This is a genomic window from Patescibacteria group bacterium (assembly GCA_026415775.1).
In the GTDB taxonomy this organism is placed as follows: Bacteria; Patescibacteriota; Minisyncoccia; order UBA6257; family JAAZHW01; genus SKW32.
This window is the reverse complement of sequence record JAOAGL010000001.1, coordinates 323,187-341,867: the sequence shown is the minus strand read 5'-3', so window position 1 is coordinate 341,867 and position 18,681 is coordinate 323,187. Positions and strand designations below refer to the sequence as shown.

General features: G+C 33.3%; 31 protein-coding genes and 1 tRNA gene. All 32 read right to left on the bottom strand.

Going from position 1 to position 18,681, the window contains the following annotated elements; genetic code table 11:
* Window position 1: 1 nt before the first annotated feature.
* The 32 genes from map to prfB all read right to left on the bottom strand — a co-directional run bounded on the left by map (window position 2) and on the right by prfB (window position 18,678).
* On the bottom strand, window positions 2-760 hold the full coding sequence (gene map, locus N2692_01885; protein ID MCX8016032.1) for a type I methionyl aminopeptidase: 759 nt from the start codon (window positions 758-760) through the stop codon (window positions 2-4).
* On the bottom strand, window positions 753-1,451 hold the full coding sequence (locus N2692_01880; protein MCX8016031.1) for a nucleoside monophosphate kinase: 699 nt from the start codon (window positions 1,449-1,451) through the stop codon (window positions 753-755). The genes map and N2692_01880 overlap by 8 nt, the downstream gene beginning before the upstream one ends.
* A gap of 8 nt (window positions 1,452-1,459) precedes the next feature.
* Window positions 1,460-2,743, bottom strand: coding sequence for a preprotein translocase subunit SecY (secY, locus tag N2692_01875; protein MCX8016030.1), 1,284 nt, complete (start codon window positions 2,741-2,743; stop codon window positions 1,460-1,462).
* 2 nt (window positions 2,744-2,745) lie between these two features.
* Window positions 2,746-3,165 carry an uL15 family ribosomal protein gene (locus N2692_01870; protein ID MCX8016029.1) on the bottom strand — a complete coding sequence of 140 codons (420 nt, stop codon included), beginning with the start codon at window positions 3,163-3,165 and terminating at the stop codon, window positions 2,746-2,748.
* Between the two features lie 2 nt (window positions 3,166-3,167).
* The gene (gene rpsE / locus N2692_01865) at window positions 3,168-3,725 is read right to left on the bottom strand and encodes a 30S ribosomal protein S5 (GenBank protein MCX8016028.1); all 558 of its coding nucleotides are present in this window, start codon (window positions 3,723-3,725) and stop codon (window positions 3,168-3,170) included.
* Between the two features lie 2 nt (window positions 3,726-3,727).
* Window positions 3,728-4,087, bottom strand: a complete 360-nt coding sequence (rplR, locus tag N2692_01860) for a 50S ribosomal protein L18 (GenBank protein MCX8016027.1) — start codon at window positions 4,085-4,087, stop codon at window positions 3,728-3,730.
* 11 nt (window positions 4,088-4,098) lie between these two features.
* Window positions 4,099-4,647 carry a 50S ribosomal protein L6 gene (gene rplF, locus N2692_01855; GenBank protein ID MCX8016026.1) on the bottom strand — a complete coding sequence of 183 codons (549 nt, stop codon included), beginning with the start codon at window positions 4,645-4,647 and terminating at the stop codon, window positions 4,099-4,101.
* Window positions 4,648-4,656: 9 nt separating this feature from the next.
* Window positions 4,657-5,046, bottom strand: a complete 390-nt coding sequence (rpsH, locus tag N2692_01850; GenBank protein ID MCX8016025.1) for a 30S ribosomal protein S8 — start codon at window positions 5,044-5,046, stop codon at window positions 4,657-4,659.
* A gap of 12 nt (window positions 5,047-5,058) precedes the next feature.
* Window positions 5,059-5,244, bottom strand: a complete 186-nt coding sequence (locus tag N2692_01845; protein MCX8016024.1) for a type Z 30S ribosomal protein S14 — start codon at window positions 5,242-5,244, stop codon at window positions 5,059-5,061.
* A 1-nt stretch (window position 5,245) separates the two neighbouring features.
* The gene (gene rplE / locus N2692_01840; GenBank protein ID MCX8016023.1) at window positions 5,246-5,809 is read right to left on the bottom strand and encodes a 50S ribosomal protein L5; all 564 of its coding nucleotides are present in this window, start codon (window positions 5,807-5,809) and stop codon (window positions 5,246-5,248) included.
* Entirely contained in the window at window positions 5,791-6,123 is a 333-nt protein-coding gene (rplX, locus tag N2692_01835) for a 50S ribosomal protein L24 (protein ID MCX8016022.1), read from the bottom strand. Before rplX ends, rplE begins: the two co-directional genes overlap by 19 nt.
* Before the next feature lies 1 nt (window position 6,124).
* A complete protein-coding gene (gene rplN, locus N2692_01830) occupies window positions 6,125-6,493 on the bottom strand; it encodes a 50S ribosomal protein L14 (protein MCX8016021.1) in 369 nt (122 codons plus the stop codon).
* Window positions 6,494-6,498: 5 nt separating this feature from the next.
* The gene (gene rpsQ, locus N2692_01825; protein MCX8016020.1) at window positions 6,499-6,840 is read right to left on the bottom strand and encodes a 30S ribosomal protein S17; all 342 of its coding nucleotides are present in this window, start codon (window positions 6,838-6,840) and stop codon (window positions 6,499-6,501) included.
* The gene (gene rpmC / locus N2692_01820) at window positions 6,824-7,024 is read right to left on the bottom strand and encodes a 50S ribosomal protein L29 (GenBank protein ID MCX8016019.1); all 201 of its coding nucleotides are present in this window, start codon (window positions 7,022-7,024) and stop codon (window positions 6,824-6,826) included. Before rpmC ends, rpsQ begins: the two co-directional genes overlap by 17 nt.
* Window positions 7,025-7,039: 15 nt before the next feature.
* Entirely contained in the window at window positions 7,040-7,453 is a 414-nt protein-coding gene (gene rplP, locus N2692_01815) for a 50S ribosomal protein L16 (GenBank protein ID MCX8016018.1), read from the bottom strand.
* Window positions 7,454-7,458: 5 nt separating this feature from the next.
* On the bottom strand, window positions 7,459-8,178 hold the full coding sequence (gene rpsC, locus N2692_01810; GenBank protein MCX8016017.1) for a 30S ribosomal protein S3: 720 nt from the start codon (window positions 8,176-8,178) through the stop codon (window positions 7,459-7,461).
* A 1-nt stretch (window position 8,179) separates the two neighbouring features.
* Window positions 8,180-8,698 (bottom strand): 50S ribosomal protein L22, encoded by a 519-nt coding sequence (rplV, locus tag N2692_01805; GenBank protein MCX8016016.1) that lies wholly within the window; start codon window positions 8,696-8,698, stop codon window positions 8,180-8,182.
* Window positions 8,699-8,706: 8 nt separating this feature from the next.
* On the bottom strand, window positions 8,707-9,009 hold the full coding sequence (rpsS, locus tag N2692_01800; GenBank protein MCX8016015.1) for a 30S ribosomal protein S19: 303 nt from the start codon (window positions 9,007-9,009) through the stop codon (window positions 8,707-8,709).
* Window positions 9,010-9,012: 3 nt separating this feature from the next.
* Window positions 9,013-9,837, bottom strand: coding sequence for a 50S ribosomal protein L2 (rplB, locus tag N2692_01795; GenBank protein ID MCX8016014.1), 825 nt, complete (start codon window positions 9,835-9,837; stop codon window positions 9,013-9,015).
* Between the two features lie 9 nt (window positions 9,838-9,846).
* On the bottom strand, window positions 9,847-10,116 hold the full coding sequence (rplW, locus tag N2692_01790) for a 50S ribosomal protein L23 (protein MCX8016013.1): 270 nt from the start codon (window positions 10,114-10,116) through the stop codon (window positions 9,847-9,849).
* Window positions 10,117-10,227: 111 nt separating this feature from the next.
* Window positions 10,228-10,860, bottom strand: a complete 633-nt coding sequence (gene rplD, locus N2692_01785) for a 50S ribosomal protein L4 (protein MCX8016012.1) — start codon at window positions 10,858-10,860, stop codon at window positions 10,228-10,230.
* A 4-nt stretch (window positions 10,861-10,864) separates the two neighbouring features.
* The gene (rplC, locus tag N2692_01780; GenBank protein ID MCX8016011.1) at window positions 10,865-11,473 is read right to left on the bottom strand and encodes a 50S ribosomal protein L3; all 609 of its coding nucleotides are present in this window, start codon (window positions 11,471-11,473) and stop codon (window positions 10,865-10,867) included.
* 119 nt (window positions 11,474-11,592) lie between these two features.
* Window positions 11,593-11,916, bottom strand: a complete 324-nt coding sequence (gene rpsJ, locus N2692_01775) for a 30S ribosomal protein S10 (GenBank protein MCX8016010.1) — start codon at window positions 11,914-11,916, stop codon at window positions 11,593-11,595.
* Between the two features lie 28 nt (window positions 11,917-11,944).
* Window positions 11,945-13,144 carry an elongation factor Tu gene (gene tuf / locus N2692_01770; GenBank protein MCX8016009.1) on the bottom strand — a complete coding sequence of 400 codons (1,200 nt, stop codon included), beginning with the start codon at window positions 13,142-13,144 and terminating at the stop codon, window positions 11,945-11,947.
* Between the two features lie 103 nt (window positions 13,145-13,247).
* A complete protein-coding gene (locus tag N2692_01765) occupies window positions 13,248-14,009 on the bottom strand; it encodes a hypothetical protein (protein MCX8016008.1) in 762 nt (253 codons plus the stop codon).
* A 60-nt stretch (window positions 14,010-14,069) separates the two neighbouring features.
* The gene (locus N2692_01760; GenBank protein MCX8016007.1) at window positions 14,070-14,633 is read right to left on the bottom strand and encodes a DedA family protein; all 564 of its coding nucleotides are present in this window, start codon (window positions 14,631-14,633) and stop codon (window positions 14,070-14,072) included.
* Window positions 14,634-14,687: 54 nt separating this feature from the next.
* On the bottom strand, window positions 14,688-14,927 hold the full coding sequence (locus N2692_01755) for a hypothetical protein (protein MCX8016006.1): 240 nt from the start codon (window positions 14,925-14,927) through the stop codon (window positions 14,688-14,690).
* A gap of 63 nt (window positions 14,928-14,990) precedes the next feature.
* A complete protein-coding gene (locus N2692_01750; protein ID MCX8016005.1) occupies window positions 14,991-15,698 on the bottom strand; it encodes a hypothetical protein in 708 nt (235 codons plus the stop codon).
* A gap of 104 nt (window positions 15,699-15,802) precedes the next feature.
* Window positions 15,803-15,873, bottom strand: a tRNA-Gln gene (locus tag N2692_01745).
* A gap of 39 nt (window positions 15,874-15,912) precedes the next feature.
* Complete coding sequence (locus N2692_01740; protein ID MCX8016004.1) at window positions 15,913-16,821, bottom strand: ABC transporter permease; 909 nt, start codon at window positions 16,819-16,821, stop codon at window positions 15,913-15,915.
* Window positions 16,822-16,826: 5 nt separating this feature from the next.
* Window positions 16,827-17,507: a cell division ATP-binding protein FtsE gene (ftsE, locus tag N2692_01735; GenBank protein MCX8016003.1), complete on the bottom strand. Its 681-nt coding sequence runs from the start codon at window positions 17,505-17,507 to the stop codon at window positions 16,827-16,829.
* 52 nt (window positions 17,508-17,559) lie between these two features.
* Window positions 17,560-18,678, bottom strand: coding sequence for a peptide chain release factor 2 (gene prfB / locus N2692_01730; GenBank protein ID MCX8016002.1), 1,119 nt, complete (start codon window positions 18,676-18,678; stop codon window positions 17,560-17,562).
* Window positions 18,679-18,681: the final 3 nt, after the last annotated feature.

Sequence of the window (18,681 nt, the reverse complement as noted above, 5' to 3'; positions counted from 1 at the left end):
TTTATTTAGTTAAAATCAACGGACCGCGTTCGGTAATGGCAATAGTATGCTCAAAATGAGCCGACAAACAACCCGTTTTTGTCACAAAACTCCCGTCAGGCAATTCAATAACATCCGAGGAATCAACCGCTACCATTGGCTCAATTGCAATTACCATACCTTCTTTTAATTTAATCCCTTTGCCTGGTATACCATAATTAAACACATCTGGTTCCTCATGTGGCGCATAACCAACGCCATGGCCTGTTAGCGTTTGAATCTCATAAAAACCCTGGGAACGAATATAATTCTGAATGGCAAAGCCAATATCTCCCAACGTCGCTCCGGATTGAGCTGTCTTTATTGCCAAACTCAAAGCTTTTTTAGTTACTCTTATAAGTTTTTTTGCCAGAGAAGAAATATTGCCTACTCCAATAGTAATAGCCATATCAGTATACAAACCCTCATATTTCATTCCCAAATCTAATTTGACAACATCGCCGTTAACCAACACATAATCACCGGGGATGCCATGAACAATGGTATTGTTTACCGAAACACATAAAGAAGCGGGGAAGGGACGAAGATTAAAAGCTGGTTGATAATTTTTAAAAGCCGGTTCGCCGCCAAATTTTAAAATGGAGTTTTCCGCCAACCAATCTAATTCCCTCGTGGCTACGCCCGGCTTCGCTTTTTTTGCCACCTCAAAAAGAATTTGTGCTAAAATACGTCCTCCCTCTCTTAAAATCTTAATTTCTTCTTTAGATTTTAATTTAATCATTATTGAAAAAATTAACTTTATTTAATTGTTCAAAAATATTTTGAGTAACAACATCAGGCAATGGTTCTCCATCAATTTCAATAATTGAATAACCGCGATTAATGAAATAATCAATTACCGGTTTGGTTCGTTCGCGATATTCCACCAATCTCACTTTAATTGTTTCTGGATTATCAAGAATGCCACGATCAACAATTTTTCCTCCGCACATTGGACAAAACTGCCACATCTCTGTCTCGAAAGAATAAATTACCGGATAACCACATTTCTCACAAATACGACGATGGCTATTGCGGAAAATAGAGGATTCATCGGTTAAATTAATTACAATAACAAAAATATTTTCTTTATTATAAATTGATTCCCAAAACGGAATTTCGTTTTCAGCCTCATATAAAGTACGTGGAGAGCCAGTGAAAATCAAAGAAATATTTTTTTGATATAGTTCCTTAACTTTATTATTAATTATTTCAGTAACCCATTCAGGGGTACATAATGCTCCACTTTCATAATTTTTTCTTTCACGCTGAATAATAGGATCGTTCTGTAGGTTGGGATCAAAAATTTTCTCTTCTATTAGTTTTGAGGAGCTAACAATATGCGCACCAGATTTAAAAGCCACTCTTTTTGCTTGAGTATCTTTTCCAGCACCGGGCGGACCATAAAAAATTAAAATTTTAGGGTTTTTCATATTGGCTATTAACTCAAAAAGCCCTCGTATTCGCGCATTACTAATTGCGCCTCAATTTGTTTTATAGTCTCAATTGCCACAGATACAACGATTAAAATAGAAGTGCCTCCAATAGTCAAAAATTGAGTACCAGTAACGCTTTGTAAAATGTTGGGCAAAATAGCGATTAAACCCAAAAATAAAGCTCCTACAAAAGTAATTCGATTTAGAACAAAATTTATATAAGAGGCAGTTGATTGTCCAGGTCTAATTCCCGGAATAAAACCACCATTTCTCTGTAAATTGTTAGAAATTTCTTTGGGATCAAAAGTGACCATCGTATAAAAATAAGTAAAAAGCACCACTAAAACAAAATATAAAGCCGAATAAATTAGATGGTTATTTAATAATCCCATTAAAAATTTACCAATACTTAAAGCCCAAGGGGTTTTAATTGTTGTGATAATTTGTCCTATAAATTGCGGGAATAGCAAAATAGAAATAGCAAAAATAATTGGGATAACACCGGCTTGATTAACTTTTAGAGGCAAATAACTCGTTACGCCGCCATACATTTTGTTTCCTCGCACCCTTTTAGCATAAGCCACGGGCACTTTACGCTCAGCTTCATTAATATAAACCACCCCAGCGACAACAATTAAAGCTACGACAATAAACATCAAATAAGTTGGGAGGTTTGATGGTGTATATGACAAAATTGCTGAGCGGAAATTAGCTGGCCAACCACTAATAATACCAGCGAAAATAATTAATGAAATTCCATTACCAATTTTATACTCGGTAATTAATTCACCCAACCACATCAAAAAAACTGAGCCCCCTGTAATAACCAAAATATTTCTGACCATTTCCAACGGCGAAAGCGGTAAAATAACATTCTGGGAAATTAACAAATTTAAAAAGGCGTAGGATTGGAGAATACATAATGGCACTGTTAAATAACGAGACCATTGGTTGAATTTTTTTCTTCCAGCTTCACCCTCTTCGTAATAAATCTCCTTTAATCGCGGGATAATCATTGTTAAAAGTTGCATTATAATAGTGGCAGTGATATAAGGACCAACACCTAACATCATAATAGAAAGCTTACTTAAAGTACCGCCGGAAAAGATATTCAAAATACCCAACAGTTGATTAGAAGCAAAAATTGCTCTTAATCTTTCAAGGTCAATTCCAGGAATTGGCAAACTAGCAAATAAGCGAAAAATAACCAAAATTAAAACCACCATCAAGATTTTTTTTCTTAAATCTTTGATTTTAAATAATTGGATTGCTTTGCTAACAATTCCCATATTTATTTCTTAATCTTAACTTTTTTAAACGCCTCTTGAGAAAAATAACATTTTTTAAAAATCAATTTATGTTTTAATTCCCCTCTCCCCAAAATCTTAATTTTTGGTAACTTGCCTTTTTTCTTTTCAATCAAACCCTTTTCGAATAATGTTTGCGGCGAAACAACATCTCCTTCTTTAAAATATTTATTTAGAATATCTAGATTAATTGCTATTGGTTTTTCGTTAAGCGGTTTATTTTTAACTCCACGTTTTTTGGGAATTTTAATAATTAAATCGTAAATCGCTGGTCTAATCTTTGCGCCAGCGCGAGCTTTCTGGCCTTTTAAACCGCGGCCCGAATAAGTTCCCCGCTTACCTCCACGACCTACTCTTTTCTCTTTTTTCGTTTTATACTCTTTTCTTAATTCGTGAAGTTGCATAGTTATTTATTTTCTTCAGTCGTTAATGCCGACTCATTTTTTTGTTGTTTGGTTAATAACTCTTTTAAAATAGTTGGTTTGATTTTTTTTAAAGCAGCTAGAGTTGCCATAGCATTACTTAATTTATTTGGTGTTCGGCTCAAAATTTTAGCGCTCAAATCTTTAATACCAGCCAATTCACATACCGCCCGCACTGCTCCTCCGGCCACAATACCATGACCTCTTTGAGCTGGTTTTAAAACAACTTGGGCTGCACAATATTTTGCTTTTACTTCATGGGGAATTGTATCATTAATAATTGGCACACGAATTATTTTTTTAATGGCTTGGGTTTTTGCCTTTGCAATTGCCTCACTAACATCTTTTCCCTTCGCAATTCCAATACCAACCTTCCCCGCTCTATCACCCACTACTAATGTGGCGCGGAAACTGAATCTTTTACCACCAGCAACAACACGAGTAACACGTCTTAAATCAAGAAGTTTTTCTTCATATTGATTCTCGGGACGTTCTGATTTGATTTCTTTTTTATTGTTTATATATGGTTTTTCTTTTATCATAATTAAAATTTAATTCCGCCTTCTCTCAAACCATCAGCGATGTTTTTTACTCGACCATGGTATTTAAATCCTCCCCTATCAAAAATGATTTTATGAATTTTTAATTTTTTAATCTTTTCTGCTAATAGCAACCCTAATTTTTTAGATATAGTAATTTTATTTTCTTTTTTCTCTTTTTTCAATTCAAAATCAGAAACACTTGCCAATGTTTTTCCCTTATTATCATCGATTGCTTGAACATATAAATGTCGATTAGAAATAAAAACGCATACGCGCGGTTTAGTAGCAGTACCAAAAATTTTGGCTCGAATTTTTTTATGTCTTCTTATCCTGATTTCTTTTTTATTAATCTTTTGCCTCATAAATTATTTATTTAAGCTGCAGTTCCGGTAGCTTTTTTACCGGCTTTTCGACGAATATATTCACCGAGATAATGAATACCCTTACCTTTATATGGCTCGGGCTTTCTAAAGGATCTGATTTTAGCCGCAACTTGGCCAACTAATTGTTTATCAGTGCCCGAAACCGTAATAATATTCTTTTCGGTTGTAATCTGAATGCCTTCGGGAATTTCATAACGAATCGGATGAGAAAAACCGAGATTTAAAACTAAAAACTTTCCTTCGACATTAGCACGATAACCAATGCCTTCAATTTCTAATTTTTTCTCATATCCCTCAATTACACCTTTAACTGCGTTGGCTATTAAAGCACGCAACGTTCCCCAAAAGGCCGGTGTCCGCTTTTTGTTGTCTTCCGGAGGAATAACTTTTAAGAAACCCTCTTCTAATTGTAATTTAAATCCTTGGAAAACAGGAATTTTTAATTCTCCCTTGGGACCCTTAACAATAACCTCGGAATCTTTTATTTCAATCTGAACTTTTTCTGGTATTTCAATTAATTTTTTGCCTATTTTAGACATAGATCGAAATTAAAAAATTTCACAAATCAACTCCCCTCCTAATTTTTGCTTTTTAGCTTCCACATTTGTCATTAAACCGCGGGGGGTTGAAATAATATATCGACCATAACCGGCTTTCACTGGCTTTAGTTGGCTAGCCTTGATATAACGTCGGCAACCGGGCTTGCTAATCCTTTTTATCTCCTGAATTGCCGGGACGCCATTGTCATCATATTTCAATTCTATTTTTATCATCTTTTTAGGAATTTTACCAACAATTTTAACATCATTAACATATTTCTCTTTCAATAAAATTTGGGCAATTTCATATTTCATTTTTGAAAAAGATGTCGAAATAAACGGCTTTTTAACCGCTATTGCATTTTTAATTTGAATAAGAAAATCAGATATTACATCCATAAAATTTCTATATTACCACGACGCTTTTCTAATACCGGGGATTTCGCCCTTTCGCGCTAATTCTCTGAAACAGATACGACACAATCCAAAATCTCTCATATAACCTCTTTTGCGACCACATCTGAAACAACGCCTTACAATTCGCGTTGAAAATTTGGGTTTCTTTTTTGCTCGAGCAACAACAGATGTTTTAGCCATATTACTTTAGAGGAAATCCTAATAATTTTAATAATTTTACGACTCTTTCGCGATGTTTATCATTAGTAACTACAGTTATTTCTAATCCAAAAGGATGTTTTAAAACACTATTAGTGACCTCAGGGAAAATCGTTGCCTCAGGAATACCAATATTTAAATTGCCATATTGATCTAGATTTTTTTCAGGAATTCCCTTAAAATCTCTGATACGCGGCAAAGCTATATTAACTAATCGACTTATAAAATCATACATTTTTTGACCTCTTAATGTTACTTTAAGACCGACAGTTTGACCTTCTCTTACTTTAAAAGAAGAAATTGATTTTTTTGCTTTAGTTTCGGTGGGCCACTGACCGGTAATTAAACTAATATCTTGTTTAATAGCTTTAATTAATTCCTCTGCATTTTTACTGCCACCGGCATTTGTAATTAATCTTCCTATCCCAGCATTAATAACTACCTTTTTAATTGAAGGTGCCATAAAAATATTTTTCAAATTAAATTCTTTCTGAAGAGATGGAATAATTTCTTTTTTATATTTTTCTTTTAAATTAATTGTTGGCATTTTTTACAAATTCTTATTTTTTTATCGCCTTCAAAACGATAACCGACCCTAACGCCCTTGCCGCAGCTTGAACACCATAAAGCCACATTTGAAGCATTAACAGGACGCGGCAAAGAAACAATTTCACCCTTTTCTCCTTGTCTTTTTGGACGCAGATGTTTTTTAATCAAATTTAATCCTTCAACCACCACCTTATTAGCGTGAGGTAAAACTTTGATAATTTTCCCTTTTTTACCTCTATCTTTTCCAATTAACATAATTACTTCATCTCCTTTTTTAAATTTTAATTTTTTCTCCTGATTCTTCTGTGCCATATTATAAAATTTCAATAGCTAATGAAGCGACCTCCTCAAATTCTTTTTGTTTTATTTCGCGTGGAATCGGACCAAAAATTCTTGTACCTCGAGGTTGATTCTTATTATCCAATAAAACTACAGCGTTATCATCAAAACGAATATAAGAACCGTCTTCTCGACGATAAGGCTTTCTCTGTCTAATAATTAGACAACGCACAACATCTTTTTTGGCTACACTTTTTCTCGGTTGAGCAACTTTGACTGAAGCAATTATAATATCACCTATTTGCGCATATCTTCTTTTGGAGCCACCTAAAACTTTAAAACACTGCACAATTTTTGCGCCACTATTATCTGCTACTTTTAACATGCTTCTGGGCTGAATCATAATTTTTATTCTTGTTCTTCAATATTTGACATCGACTTTTTTTCTTCTTCGCTCTCTTCAACAACATTATCAATTTCATTATTTATATCAGCTCTTTTAATAATTTGCGCCACCTTCCATCTTTTTTCTTTTGACAAAGGCCTAGTTTGTTCAATTACAACAACATCACCTACTTTACATTCATTCTTTTCATCATGCGCCTTAAAACGCTTAGAAACCCTCATTATTTTATGATAAAGAGGATGTCTTTTGAAACTTTCGACTTTTACCACAATCGTTTTATTCATCTTATCAGAAACAACCACTCCTTCTAATTTTCTTTTAATAGTTTTATTTTTCTTTATCATGATTTTGATTTAAAATAGTTAAAATTTGGGCAATTAATTTTTTTGTTTTTTTAATTGCGCTTATATCTTTTACTTTACCGAAAGACAAATTAAAACGCAAGTCTTTTAGTCGATTTTGGTTTTCTGCTAGAAGTTTTTGCAATTCTGCTTTTGGTAATTTTTTTAATTCTTCAAATTTTATCATAGGCTTTTATTTTTATTAATCCTTTTTAACTATCTTGGTTTTAACCGGCATTTTCGAAGCGGCCCTTCTTAAAGCCTCAATTGCTATTTCTTCGCTGACACCATCAATCTCATAAATAATTCGACCTGATTTTAAAGGAAAAGCGAAATGATCTAAATCTCCTTTTCCACCACCCATTGTTACCTCTGGCGGTCTTTTAGTAATTGGCTTATCAGGGAAAACTCTTAACCAAATTTTACCTCCTTTTTTTAGATATCCTGCGATTGCCTTTCTTCCTGCCTCAATTTGTCTAGCGGTTAACCAAATATTTTCTAAAGCCTGCAGACCATAAGAACCGAACACTAAAAAAGTACCCCGCGTATCAATTTTTCTAGTGCGAGATCTGCCCTTCTGCGCTTTTCGATGTTTCATTTTTTTAGGCATCAACATATTCCTTATTTGTTTTCAGATTTAATTTCGACTTCATTTGTTTTTCCTTTCTTTTTATCTTTTAAAAACACCTCGCCTTTATATATCCAAACTTTAATACCTATTGTCCCGTAAGTACAAAAAGCGGTGGCTTCAGCGTAATCAATATCAGCGCGCAATGTTTGAAGCGGCATACACCCCCAATCAAGCCATTCGGTTCGAGCAATTTCTGCTCCATTTAATCGACCAGAGACTTTAATTTTAATTCCTTTTACTTCTTTGTTTTGTTTAGCTTCTTCAATTGCCTTTTTCATTACTCGACGGTAAGGCATTCTCTTCTCAATGGCACTTGCAATGCCTTGAGCGACAATCGCCGCATTAGCAGTCGGATTTTTTATCTCCTCGATATTTATAGAAAGGTTGTAGTTAAGATTGTATTTCTTTTCTTTACGATGTTTATTGATAATTTTTTCTAATTCTTTCTTTAAATCTTCAACGCCCTTACCACCGCGTCCGATTATTAAACCCGGACGAGCTGTTTTAATAGTGATGTTGATATTATTTTCCAATCGTTCAATGACAATTTCGGCAATATAAGTATTTCTTAATTTTTTATTTAAATATTCGCGAATTTTAATATCTTCTTCCAAAATAATTGGGAGTTCCTTCTTTGAAACTAACCATTTTGCACTCCAATCTTTGATAATTCCCAATCTAAAAGATTTTGGATGAATTTTGTGTCCCATATTAAGCTATTTCTTTTCTTCTAAAGAATTTTTTAACTGCTCCTTCTTTAGGTTTTTTCTCAACGACCTTTTGTTCTTTTTGTTTATACTCTGCTTTTTTAGTTTCAACCTTTTCCTTCTTTATTGATTTTTCAGATTTAGTAATTTTTGCTTTAGGCACAACAAAACGATTAAATTGCTTTCCTTCAGATAAAACCATAGTGATATGCGACATCTTTTTTTGAATGGGAGTAGCCCTCCCCATCGCTCTTGGCAACCACCTTTTTAACATAGGACCTTGATCTACTGTAATAGAACTAATATAAAGAGTGTCTTTATTTAATTTCTTGTTAAGAGCATTATTGATTGCTGAATGTAATAATTTTAAAATCGGTTTAGCGGCGCGACGACGACAATAAAGCAATTGTGCTTCTGCCTCAACAATATGTTTTCCTTTAATTAAATCAGCAATAAATCTCACTTTGCGTGGTGCCATATGTAAATATTTTAATTTTGCTATTGCTGTTTTCTTTTCGTTCATAAATTTTTTTATTGATTAGATGCGGTCGCCGCCTTCTTTTCTAATTCTCTTTGCATCTTACCACCATGTTTAATAAATTTACGAGTGGGCGCAAATTCACCTAAACGATGACCGACCATTTCTTCGGTAATTTTAACCTCAATAAAATCCTTACCGTTATGAACCGCAAAAGTATATCCGATCATTTCTGGCGAAATTACCGAAGCTCTTGACCAAGTTTTAATAACCTGACCAGAATCAGGTTTAATTTTAGCGATTTTCTTTAATAGCTTTGGGTCAATGTATGGACCTTTTTTAAGACTTCTGCTCATAATTTATTTTCTGCGTTTAAGAATTAGTACATTCGACCATTTTCTTTTCTTTCGTGTCTTGTGACCGCCAGTAACTTTACCCCATGCTGTTTTTGGCCTGCGCGTACCACGAGGTTGACGCCCCTCGCCTCCACCATAAGGATGGTCACAGGGATTCATTGCAGAACCACGAACTGTTGGCCTAATTCCCAACCAACGAGTTCTTCCAGCTTTCCCAATATTTAAAGTGCGGTATTCTGTATTTGATGGAACGCCTATTGTTGCATAACAATTTGATAAAACTTTTCTAATTTCTCCAGAAGGCATTTTTAAAATACAGTATTTGTCCTCGAGACCCATCACTTCAGCGACTGAACCAGCACTACGAACCAATTTACCACCGGTGCCTGGCATTATTTCAATATTAAAAACGCTAGTGCCAACTGGAATATTTTTTAAAGGCAAGCGATTACCGACTTTAATTGGAGCATTTTCGGAACTAATAATTTGCTGACCAACTTCTACTCCTTCCGGCAATAAAACATAACGATATTCACCATCAGCATAAGAAACCAGACCAATAAAAGTATTTCGATTGGGATCATATTCAATCGTTTTGATTGTTCCAATAATATTAAATTTATCTTGTTTAAAGTCAACTAAACGATACAGTCTTTTGTTTCCTCCGCCCTGATGACGAACAGTAATTCTGCCACTAGAATTTCTACCCGCTTTTTTCTTAAGAGGTTTGGTTAATTGTTTTTTCGGTTCATTAGTTGTCAAAATTTTCTTATATTCAAGAATTGTCATTTGCCGCCGTGATGGAGTTGTTGGTTTAAGTTTTTTCATATTTTTCTCTTATTTTTGAGGAATGATTTCAATTTGGTATCCTTCTTTTAAAGTAACAATAGCTTTTTTATGACCCGACTTTTTTCCTTGTGTAGCTCCTAGGCGTCTTTTTTTTGCGGAAATATTTATTATTCGTACTTTTTCAACCTTAACATTATAAATATATTCCACAGCCTTTTTTACTTCCGCTTTATTTGCTTTTTTATCCACATCAAAAACATATTGCCTAACTTGTTTCATCAATTGACTTTTTTCCGTCACTCGTGGTTGTTTTATTATTAAAACATTTTTATTAAATGAATCAGGCTTTTTAACTTCTTCCTGTTTTTTAATTTCAACATCTTTCTTCTCCTCCTTATCAGTTTTTTTCTTTGAAAATAAAGACATATATTATTTTATTTTCTCTTCTAATTTTTCGACAGCTTCTTTTATAAAAATCAGGTTTTTAAAAGTTAAAAGATTAATTAAATCAAGATTTTCTATAGTAGTTGCTTGGGCAAATGATAAATTACGAGTGCTTTTTATAAGATTTCTATCGTTTGTTGGCAAAATCAATAATCCCTGGTTTCTTTTTTTATCATTTAAAAAATTTTTTAAAATTTTTGCCATTTCTTTGGTTTTTGGCTGTTCAAGTTCTATTTTATCAATAATTTTAATTTCTTGATCAGAAAATTTTTTAGACAAAACTGATAGTAAAGCATTCAGTTTGGTTTTTTTATTGATTTTTTTATCATATTTTTTCTCCTTGGTCGGACCAAAAGTGACACCGCCACCAATCCACAAAGGAGAACGAATAGAACCATGACGAGCGCGGCCTGTTCCTTTTTGACGCCAAGGTTTCCTTCCGCCGCCAGAAACTTCTCCTCTATCTTTTGCATGCGCAATAGGTTTTCTTTTATTGCTTTGTAAAGCTACAAGAACTTGATGCACTAAAACGGAATTCCATTTATAACCAAAAATTCTATCAGATACATTAATCTGGTCAATCACTTCTCCTTTTTGATTATATAAATCCACTTTCATAAAATTAAGCTAAAATCTCGACTAATTCTCCTTTTTTTCCCGGCACCGCCCCTTTTATACAAATCAAATTTTTATCATTGATTATTTTTGCAATTTTTACATTTTTTAAAGTTATTCTTTCGCCACCCATTCGCCCAGCCATCTTCCTTCCTTTAGCAACATGTTGGGGATGTGTAGCACCAATTGAACCGGGAGCGCGCAATCGATTTTTTTGTCCATGGGTTTTAGGACCGCCATGGAAACCATGTCTTTTTACCACGCCTTGAAAACCCTTGCTTTTACTAGTGCCCGAAATCTTAATTTTCTCGCCCTCTTGAAAAATTGAAACATCTATTTTATCACCAACTTTATAATTATTTATTTCTGACTCAGATACTTTAAACTCTTTTATCCATCTAAAATTGCCCAGGTTTTTTAAATGGCCTTTTAAAGCTTTGGAAATTTTTTTCTTCGCGCCAAAACCAACCTGAACGGCATAATAACCATCTCGCTCTTTGGTCTTTATTTGCGTAACCACAACAGGACCTGCTTCTAAAACAGTTACTGGAATCATCTTGTCATTCTGAAAAATTTCGGTCATTCCTATTTTTTGAGCGAGAATGAATTTAGCCATATTTTTTCGTTATTTTATATATTTTAAAATTTTTATCAATATTTTGGATAAATAAATGCCGGGTTTTTCTTCTCAAGATAATTTCGAGAAGAGGCCGCCCGGCATTTATTTTTTACTCTCTACATCTTAATCTCAATGTCTACTCCTGCCGGCAAATTTAGGTTCATCAGAGCATCAATTAGTTTTTGATTCGGATTAAGTATGTCAAGGATTCTTTTGTGAATGCGGATTTCAAACTGTTCTCGTGAATTTTTATCAATGAAAGTTGAACGATTAATGGTATAACGTCGGATTTCAGTGGGTAATGGCATCGGACCAATAATTTCTTTTACATAACGGCTAGCAGTTTCAACGATTTGTTTACAAGAATTATCTAACACTTTATGATCGTAGGCTTTCAGTTTTATTCTTATTTTTTGTTGCAATTCATCTTTTTTAGTCATTGTTGTTGGAAAGAGCTAATTAAAAATTTTATTTGAGAATTTTTGTTACCACACCCGCGCCGACAGTTTTACCACCTTCACGAATAGCAAATCTTTGTTTCTCTTCCAAGGCAACCGGCGCAATTAATTTAATAGTCAAATTAACATTATCGCCAGGCATCACCATTTCAATGCCTTGAGGAAGAGTAACTTCACCAGTAACATCGGTGGTTCGAATATAAAACTGAGGTTTATAACCATTGAAGAATGGAGTATGTCTTCCTCCTTCCTCCTTAGTTAAAATATAAACCTCTGCCTCAAATTCAGTATGAGGAGTAACGCTGCCTGGTTTGGCAACAACCTGACCTCTTTCTACGTCCTCCTTCTTTAGACCACGCAACAAAATACCAACATTATCACCCGCTTGAGCTTCATCTAATGTTTTATTAAACATCTCAATACCGGTGACAACTGTTTTTTGAGTTGGTCTTAAACCAACAACCTCAACTTCTTCATTTAATTTCAAAACCCCTCTTTCAGCACGACCAGTAACAACAGTTCCTCGTCCTTCGATTGAGAAAACATCTTCGATTGGCATCAAAAATGGTTTATCAACTTCACGAACAGGATCAGGAATATAACTATCCATTGCTTCAACCAAATCTAAAATTGGTTTGCAAGCTGGATCATCGATTGATTTAGCATTTAATGCGGCCAAAGCGGAACCGCGAATTACTGGAACTTCATTACCAGGAAATTGATATTTAGATAATAATTCACGAACTTCATTTTCAACCAAATCAATCAATTCTGGATCGCTTACCTGATCAACTTTATTTAAGAAAACAATTATTGCTGGAACACCGACTTGGCGCGCCAAAAGTATATGCTCACGAGTTTGAGGCATTGGACCATCAGCCGCCGAAACAACAAGCACGGCACCATCCATCTGAGCGGCACCAGTAATCATGTTTTTAATGTAATCAGCATGTCCCGGTGCATCAATATGAGCATAGTGTCTTTTTTCCGACTCATATTCCGAATGATGCAAAGCAATAGTAATACCTCTTGCTTTTTCCTCGGGAGCATTATCAATTTGATCAACGCCTTCCACTTTTTCTACTAAACCCTTAAAATTTAAAACGTGCATTATTGCAGCAGTTAAAGTGGTTTTACCGTGATCAATGTGACCGATTGTACCCACATTAACATGTGGCTTTTTACGTTCAAATTTCTTTTTCTCTGCCATTTTTTTAATTAAAATTTAATCGACTTGAATAAAAATGACCTTTAAAGATTTATAAAAATTTTATTCTAATTTTTAATAAAGTCAAGTTTTAAAATGTGAATAATTAAGCGCCGAATACGATTTGTTTAATCTTTTCGGTTATCCGTAGGGGCTCGGCTGACAACCAAACATTTCTTCCAACTGCCACACCAGCCGCCCCAGCTGCCATTACATCTTTCAAAATCTTCAAAAATTCTTCTTCATCTACCTTGGGGCCTCCAGATAAAACTACTTTCGTTTTACCTGCCGCCCTGACCGCCCATTCAAAATTTTCTTTAGAACCCGAGTATTTTATTTTGACCATATCTGCCCCCAATTCTAAACCAATTCGCGCAGCATAAGCAGTTATTTCTTTTGATGAATCATCTTTGACAAATTCACCACGAGGATATACCCAAGCGATAGCTGCCATTTTTAATTGATGAGCTTCTTCAACAATTCTGCCAAAATCGGCAAACATTTTTCCATCGTGTTCTGACCCTAAATAAATGGTATAACCAACAGCACTCGCTCCTAATTCTTTGGCATATTTAACTGAACAATTTTGATAAGAATAAATATCGCCTCCTTTCCAAATATTTGCTTTACCATTAATTTTTAAAATTAAAGGAATTTTCTTTTCGTAAATTGTTCCGCTATAATATTTTTCCGCTAATCCTTTTTGAAAAATAATAGCATTATAACCGCCCTCAACAGCAATATCCAAAATATATTGCGGATCCAAAGATTGTCCCGGCAAATCTTCTGGCCCATGCTCAAAACCATGATCATAAGCCAAATAAATCGCCTTGCCATTGGTTGTAATTTTTTGCAAATAATCCTTCATAAAAAAATTTAATTTTAGCCGACTATTAATTAGTATAAATAAAAAAATAAAGGTAAGCAATTATTGATTTTCTCTAGGAAAAATGCGGGTAATAATAAAATCAATAATCCAACCCAAGGCAAAAATCAAAGCAAAAATTAATAATAAGGCTATACTTAACGCTCGAATATCAAAGAAAATATCTGATAAAACAGCGGAAAATGTATAACCAATAAATAAATAGAAAATTACCCAGCCTAAAGAAACAACAAGTTGATTTTTTATATATTTTTTAACATCAAATTTCATTGCTCCCGCTACTAACTGTGTTAAATGATTTAGACCATAAGCAAATTTTGAAACAAACAAAATCCAAGTACCACCCCGATGAAAAATTCCTCTTATTCTTTCCGCTTTTGCTTGTTTAATTAATTTTTTATTAATTAGTTTTTCAATTAACCCATCGCCGTAATGATATCCCAAATAAAAAAACAAAAAGTCGCCAAAATAAACCGCCAACATCATCACAAAAAAAGTTTGCCACAAAGGCAAAAGCCCGATATGTATCATCGCCCCAACAAAAAGCATCAACTCTTCTCCTAAAAAAATTGCCAGAACAAATAAAATTAAAAGCGTTAACCACATATAAGTTTTATTATAACAAAAATAGGGCTTTTTGAAAGCCCTATTCTATAAAAATTATTTTTCTTTTAATTTTTGTTCTCTTTGTTCGGCAAGCGAAGCCATCACAACAGCTGAATAAGCAATCAACCAGAAGAATTGAATAATTATTGCCGCTGCCATCAACCATTTTTTATTTTGGTAAAAAAAACACGGGACACCCAATCGAATAAACCCCAAAATAACAATGGGTAAACAAACCATAAAGATTCTAAAAATAATCTCTAAAAAATATTTTTTTACTCTTTTAAAATTCATTATTCTCCTCCTTTATTTGAATTTTAAAAGCTGTTTTTAATATAATTGTATTTATGCGGTTTGTCAATTATTCCGTAAGTATCTGTTAATACCCGCATACGTCATCGTTGCTCCGCCTATATAAAAAAGAATAACAAAACTAAGCACCAAAGAGTCTCCATCTGTTTTATAAAATCCAACATAATATAAAAGACATGAGGCAAATAAAAAGAATAAACCAAACCAAATAAAAGGAGCTTTCTGTTGAGATGTATCATTTTGTTTAACAATAAATTTTTTAAAATAAGAATAAATTAAAGCAAGAACAGTAGTAATAATATAAAAAAGCTGGGGCGCTAAATTTTTTTCCTCTGGCAATAAACGAAATTGTTGCGGCAATAAATAAAAAAGCGCTATTGGAACCAAAGAAAATAGAAAAGATATTGATCGAGGAATGTTTTTATAATTAGATAACGAATGAAATACTTCTGCCTCTAATCCTATAAGAGCATAAAGCCAAATACTAAGCAAACCCACAATCGCTACCCACTTGTTAATTAATCCACCTATTACCATAAAAGCAATTATTATCATCCATGCTTTCTTTAAATTTTTTGAGAAAAATTTCTTTACCAAAAAAATAATAACAAACATTAGAAAAATAACTGCAACTATAGACAATAATATAACTGAGCTTTTATCAACACTAAAAAGATAAGCCAATACAAAACTATTAACCCATTGGAAAATTTTTGTAATTAAAAAAAGGAGGATGATAGATGCATTATGCATGATGGATATATTATATCTTTTTTGAAAAATAAATGTAGTCTTTTATATTTAATAAAGTTTGTCTGAAATAAAAAATCTGAAATAAGAAATAAATAAAAAAATAGCTGCGGGGCTTGGATTCGAACCAAGATTATCGCGTCCAGAGCGCGACGTCCTACCATTAGACGACCCCGCAAAACGCTTTTTATTTTACTTAATTTATTAATAAATTCAATTATACTCTTAAATATTTACGAATGGCAATAATACTTGAAAGAATACCAAGAATTAAACCTATTAAGAATAATGTGCCAAAAAGATTAAACCAATTACCCCAATAAAAATGAATAATGTTAAATTCTGGAATAAAATTTTGAAGATATGGTGCTAGTACATAACAAACTGGAATTAAAACAAGCATTGATAAAATTGTTGAAGCTAAACTAATGATAAGACCCTGGAAAATATAAGGGCCTCTTATTAAAGAACTTGCTGCTCCTACCAAACGCATAATGCCAATTGATTCGCGATTGGAATAAATAGCCAAACGAATAGTATTGAAAGTAACCAATGCTGCTACAAAACCCAAAACAATAGCCAAAATAATACCAGCAGTTCTCAAAGTATCAATTATTCTCGTTAAGCGATCAATAATAACCTGATTCTGGCTATAATTAATTTTGTCAATAAATTCCGAAGGAATCTCTTTTTCTAAATAATTAGCAATGCCAGCGTAATTTCTAGGATTTTTCGCTTTAATATTTAATGAAGCTGAAAGTGGATTATATCCCAACTCTTCCAATGACTGTAAAATAACCTCATCATTTTTGTGTCTCTCTCTAAAAGCATTTAAAGCATCGTCCTGAGAAATATAATCTACCGAAGCCACTTCATCTAATAATTCTATATTTTTCTTAATTGCTAAAATTTGATTTTCGCTTACATTGGTCTTGAAATAAATACTAATATCAATTTTACTTTGTAAATTATTTAAAACGGTTTTCCCAGCATTGCCAAAAATAATTAAACCCGCACAAAGAAGTAATGTTAAAGTCATTACTGCAATTGTAGCGCTTGAAAGTAATCCATTTCGCGTAAAATTTTGAAAACCGTATTTTATAATTCTTGCGAGAAAAATAAACATAATTTTTAAATTATAAATTGACCTTCTTCTTCATCGCGGATAATTCGCCCATTATCTAAAGAAACAACTCGTGTATTAAGCATATCTACCACATTTTTATTGTGGGTAGCAAGCATTACAGTTGTACCCAATTCATTAATTCTTAATAAAAGTTTAATAATCTCAGCAGTATTAATCGGATCTAAATTACCTGTTGGTTCGTCGGCTATTAATAAATCTGGTTTGTTAATCATTGCTCTGGCAATTGCAACTCGCTGTTTTTCTCCGCCTGACAATTCATGAGGAAAATTAAAAACTTTATCTCTTAATCCAACGAGTTCCAACATTTGCGGAACGGTTTTCTTTATATCGTGCGGCGAAAAACCAGCTGCCTCCAAAGCAAAAGCTACATTTTCAAAAGCAGTTTTGTCGGGCAATAATTTAAAGTCTTGAAAAATCATTCCGATTTGCCTTCTAATCTTTGGGAATTCTTTATATTTTAATTTGGTAATATCAATTTTTTCAAAAAATATTCTTCCTTTGGTAGGTTTTTCTTCGCCTATTAATAATTTAAGCAGAGTTGATTTCCCAGCACCAGACTTGCCCACAATAGCAACAAATTCGCCTTTCATTATTTTTAAATTAATATTATCCAACGCAACCGTATGGCTATTGTAAACTTTTGAAACATTTTGAAAATATATCAATTCCTCATTCATATTAATTATTTTAACATCAATGATTTGTTTTTGCAAACAATTATCTATTTAGCAGAATCTCTGCTTGAATAAAAGAATCCAAATCCCCATCCAAAACTTCATAAATTTGATTAGTTTCAATGTCTGTGCGCAAATCTTTGACTAATTTGTAAGGGTGGAGAACATAATTTCTAATTTGATTACCCCATGAAGGTTCAACTTTTTGTTTTAAAACATTTCTTTCTTTATTTTTTTGTTGCTGTAAAAGATTAAATAGTTTGATTTTTAATAAATGAAGCGCTTTTTCACGGTTTTGAGCCTGAAAGCGTTCGGTTTGACATGAAGCAGACAGGCCTGTAGGTAAATGCACCACCCTCACAGCCGTTTCTCTTTTGTTCACATTCTGGCCGCCGGGACCTGAAGAACGGAAAAAATCGAATTTTAAATCTGCTTCATTAATTTCAACATCTTTTAAATCAAAATCTTCAATTTGAGGCAAAACTTCAACTAGGGCAAATGAGGTGTGCCTTAACTTCTTGGCATCAAAAGGTGAAACTCTAACAAGACGGTGCACGCCGCTTTCGTTTTTTAAAAATCCATAGGCATAAGGGGTGTTAATTTCTATAGAAACATTTTTTAATCCAATTTCACCGCCCGCTTCTTTTGAGCCACCACCCTCTTCAGAAAAGTGTTGATGAATAATTTGATAAGGCCAATTCTTCTTTTCAAAATAACGACAATACATTTTTAAAAGCATCCGACAAAAATCTTCAGCATCTCTTCCTCCTTGACCAGCCGTAATAATCATAATCGCCTCATTTCTGTCATAAGGCCCTGATAAAAAAATGGTTAATTCTTTCTCTTTTATTTTATGTTCAATATTATTCAATTGATTTTGGACTTCTAAAATTAATTCATCATCATTATCGGCTTTTTTCAATAATTCTGCTAAATCATTTGTTTCTTTCTCGGCATTCAACCAAAAATTTATTTCTTCCGTTAATTCATTTAATTGCTTCATGATTTGAGCGGCTTTATCAGGAAATCCCCAAAAATCTGGACGTTTGCTTTCTTCTTCTAATTCCTTTGCTTTTTTTATTTTTTCCGAAAAAGAAATTTTCTCTTTTATATTTTCAATTTTTTCTTTTAAATTTTCTATTTGAGTCTGGATTTGCTTCATTGA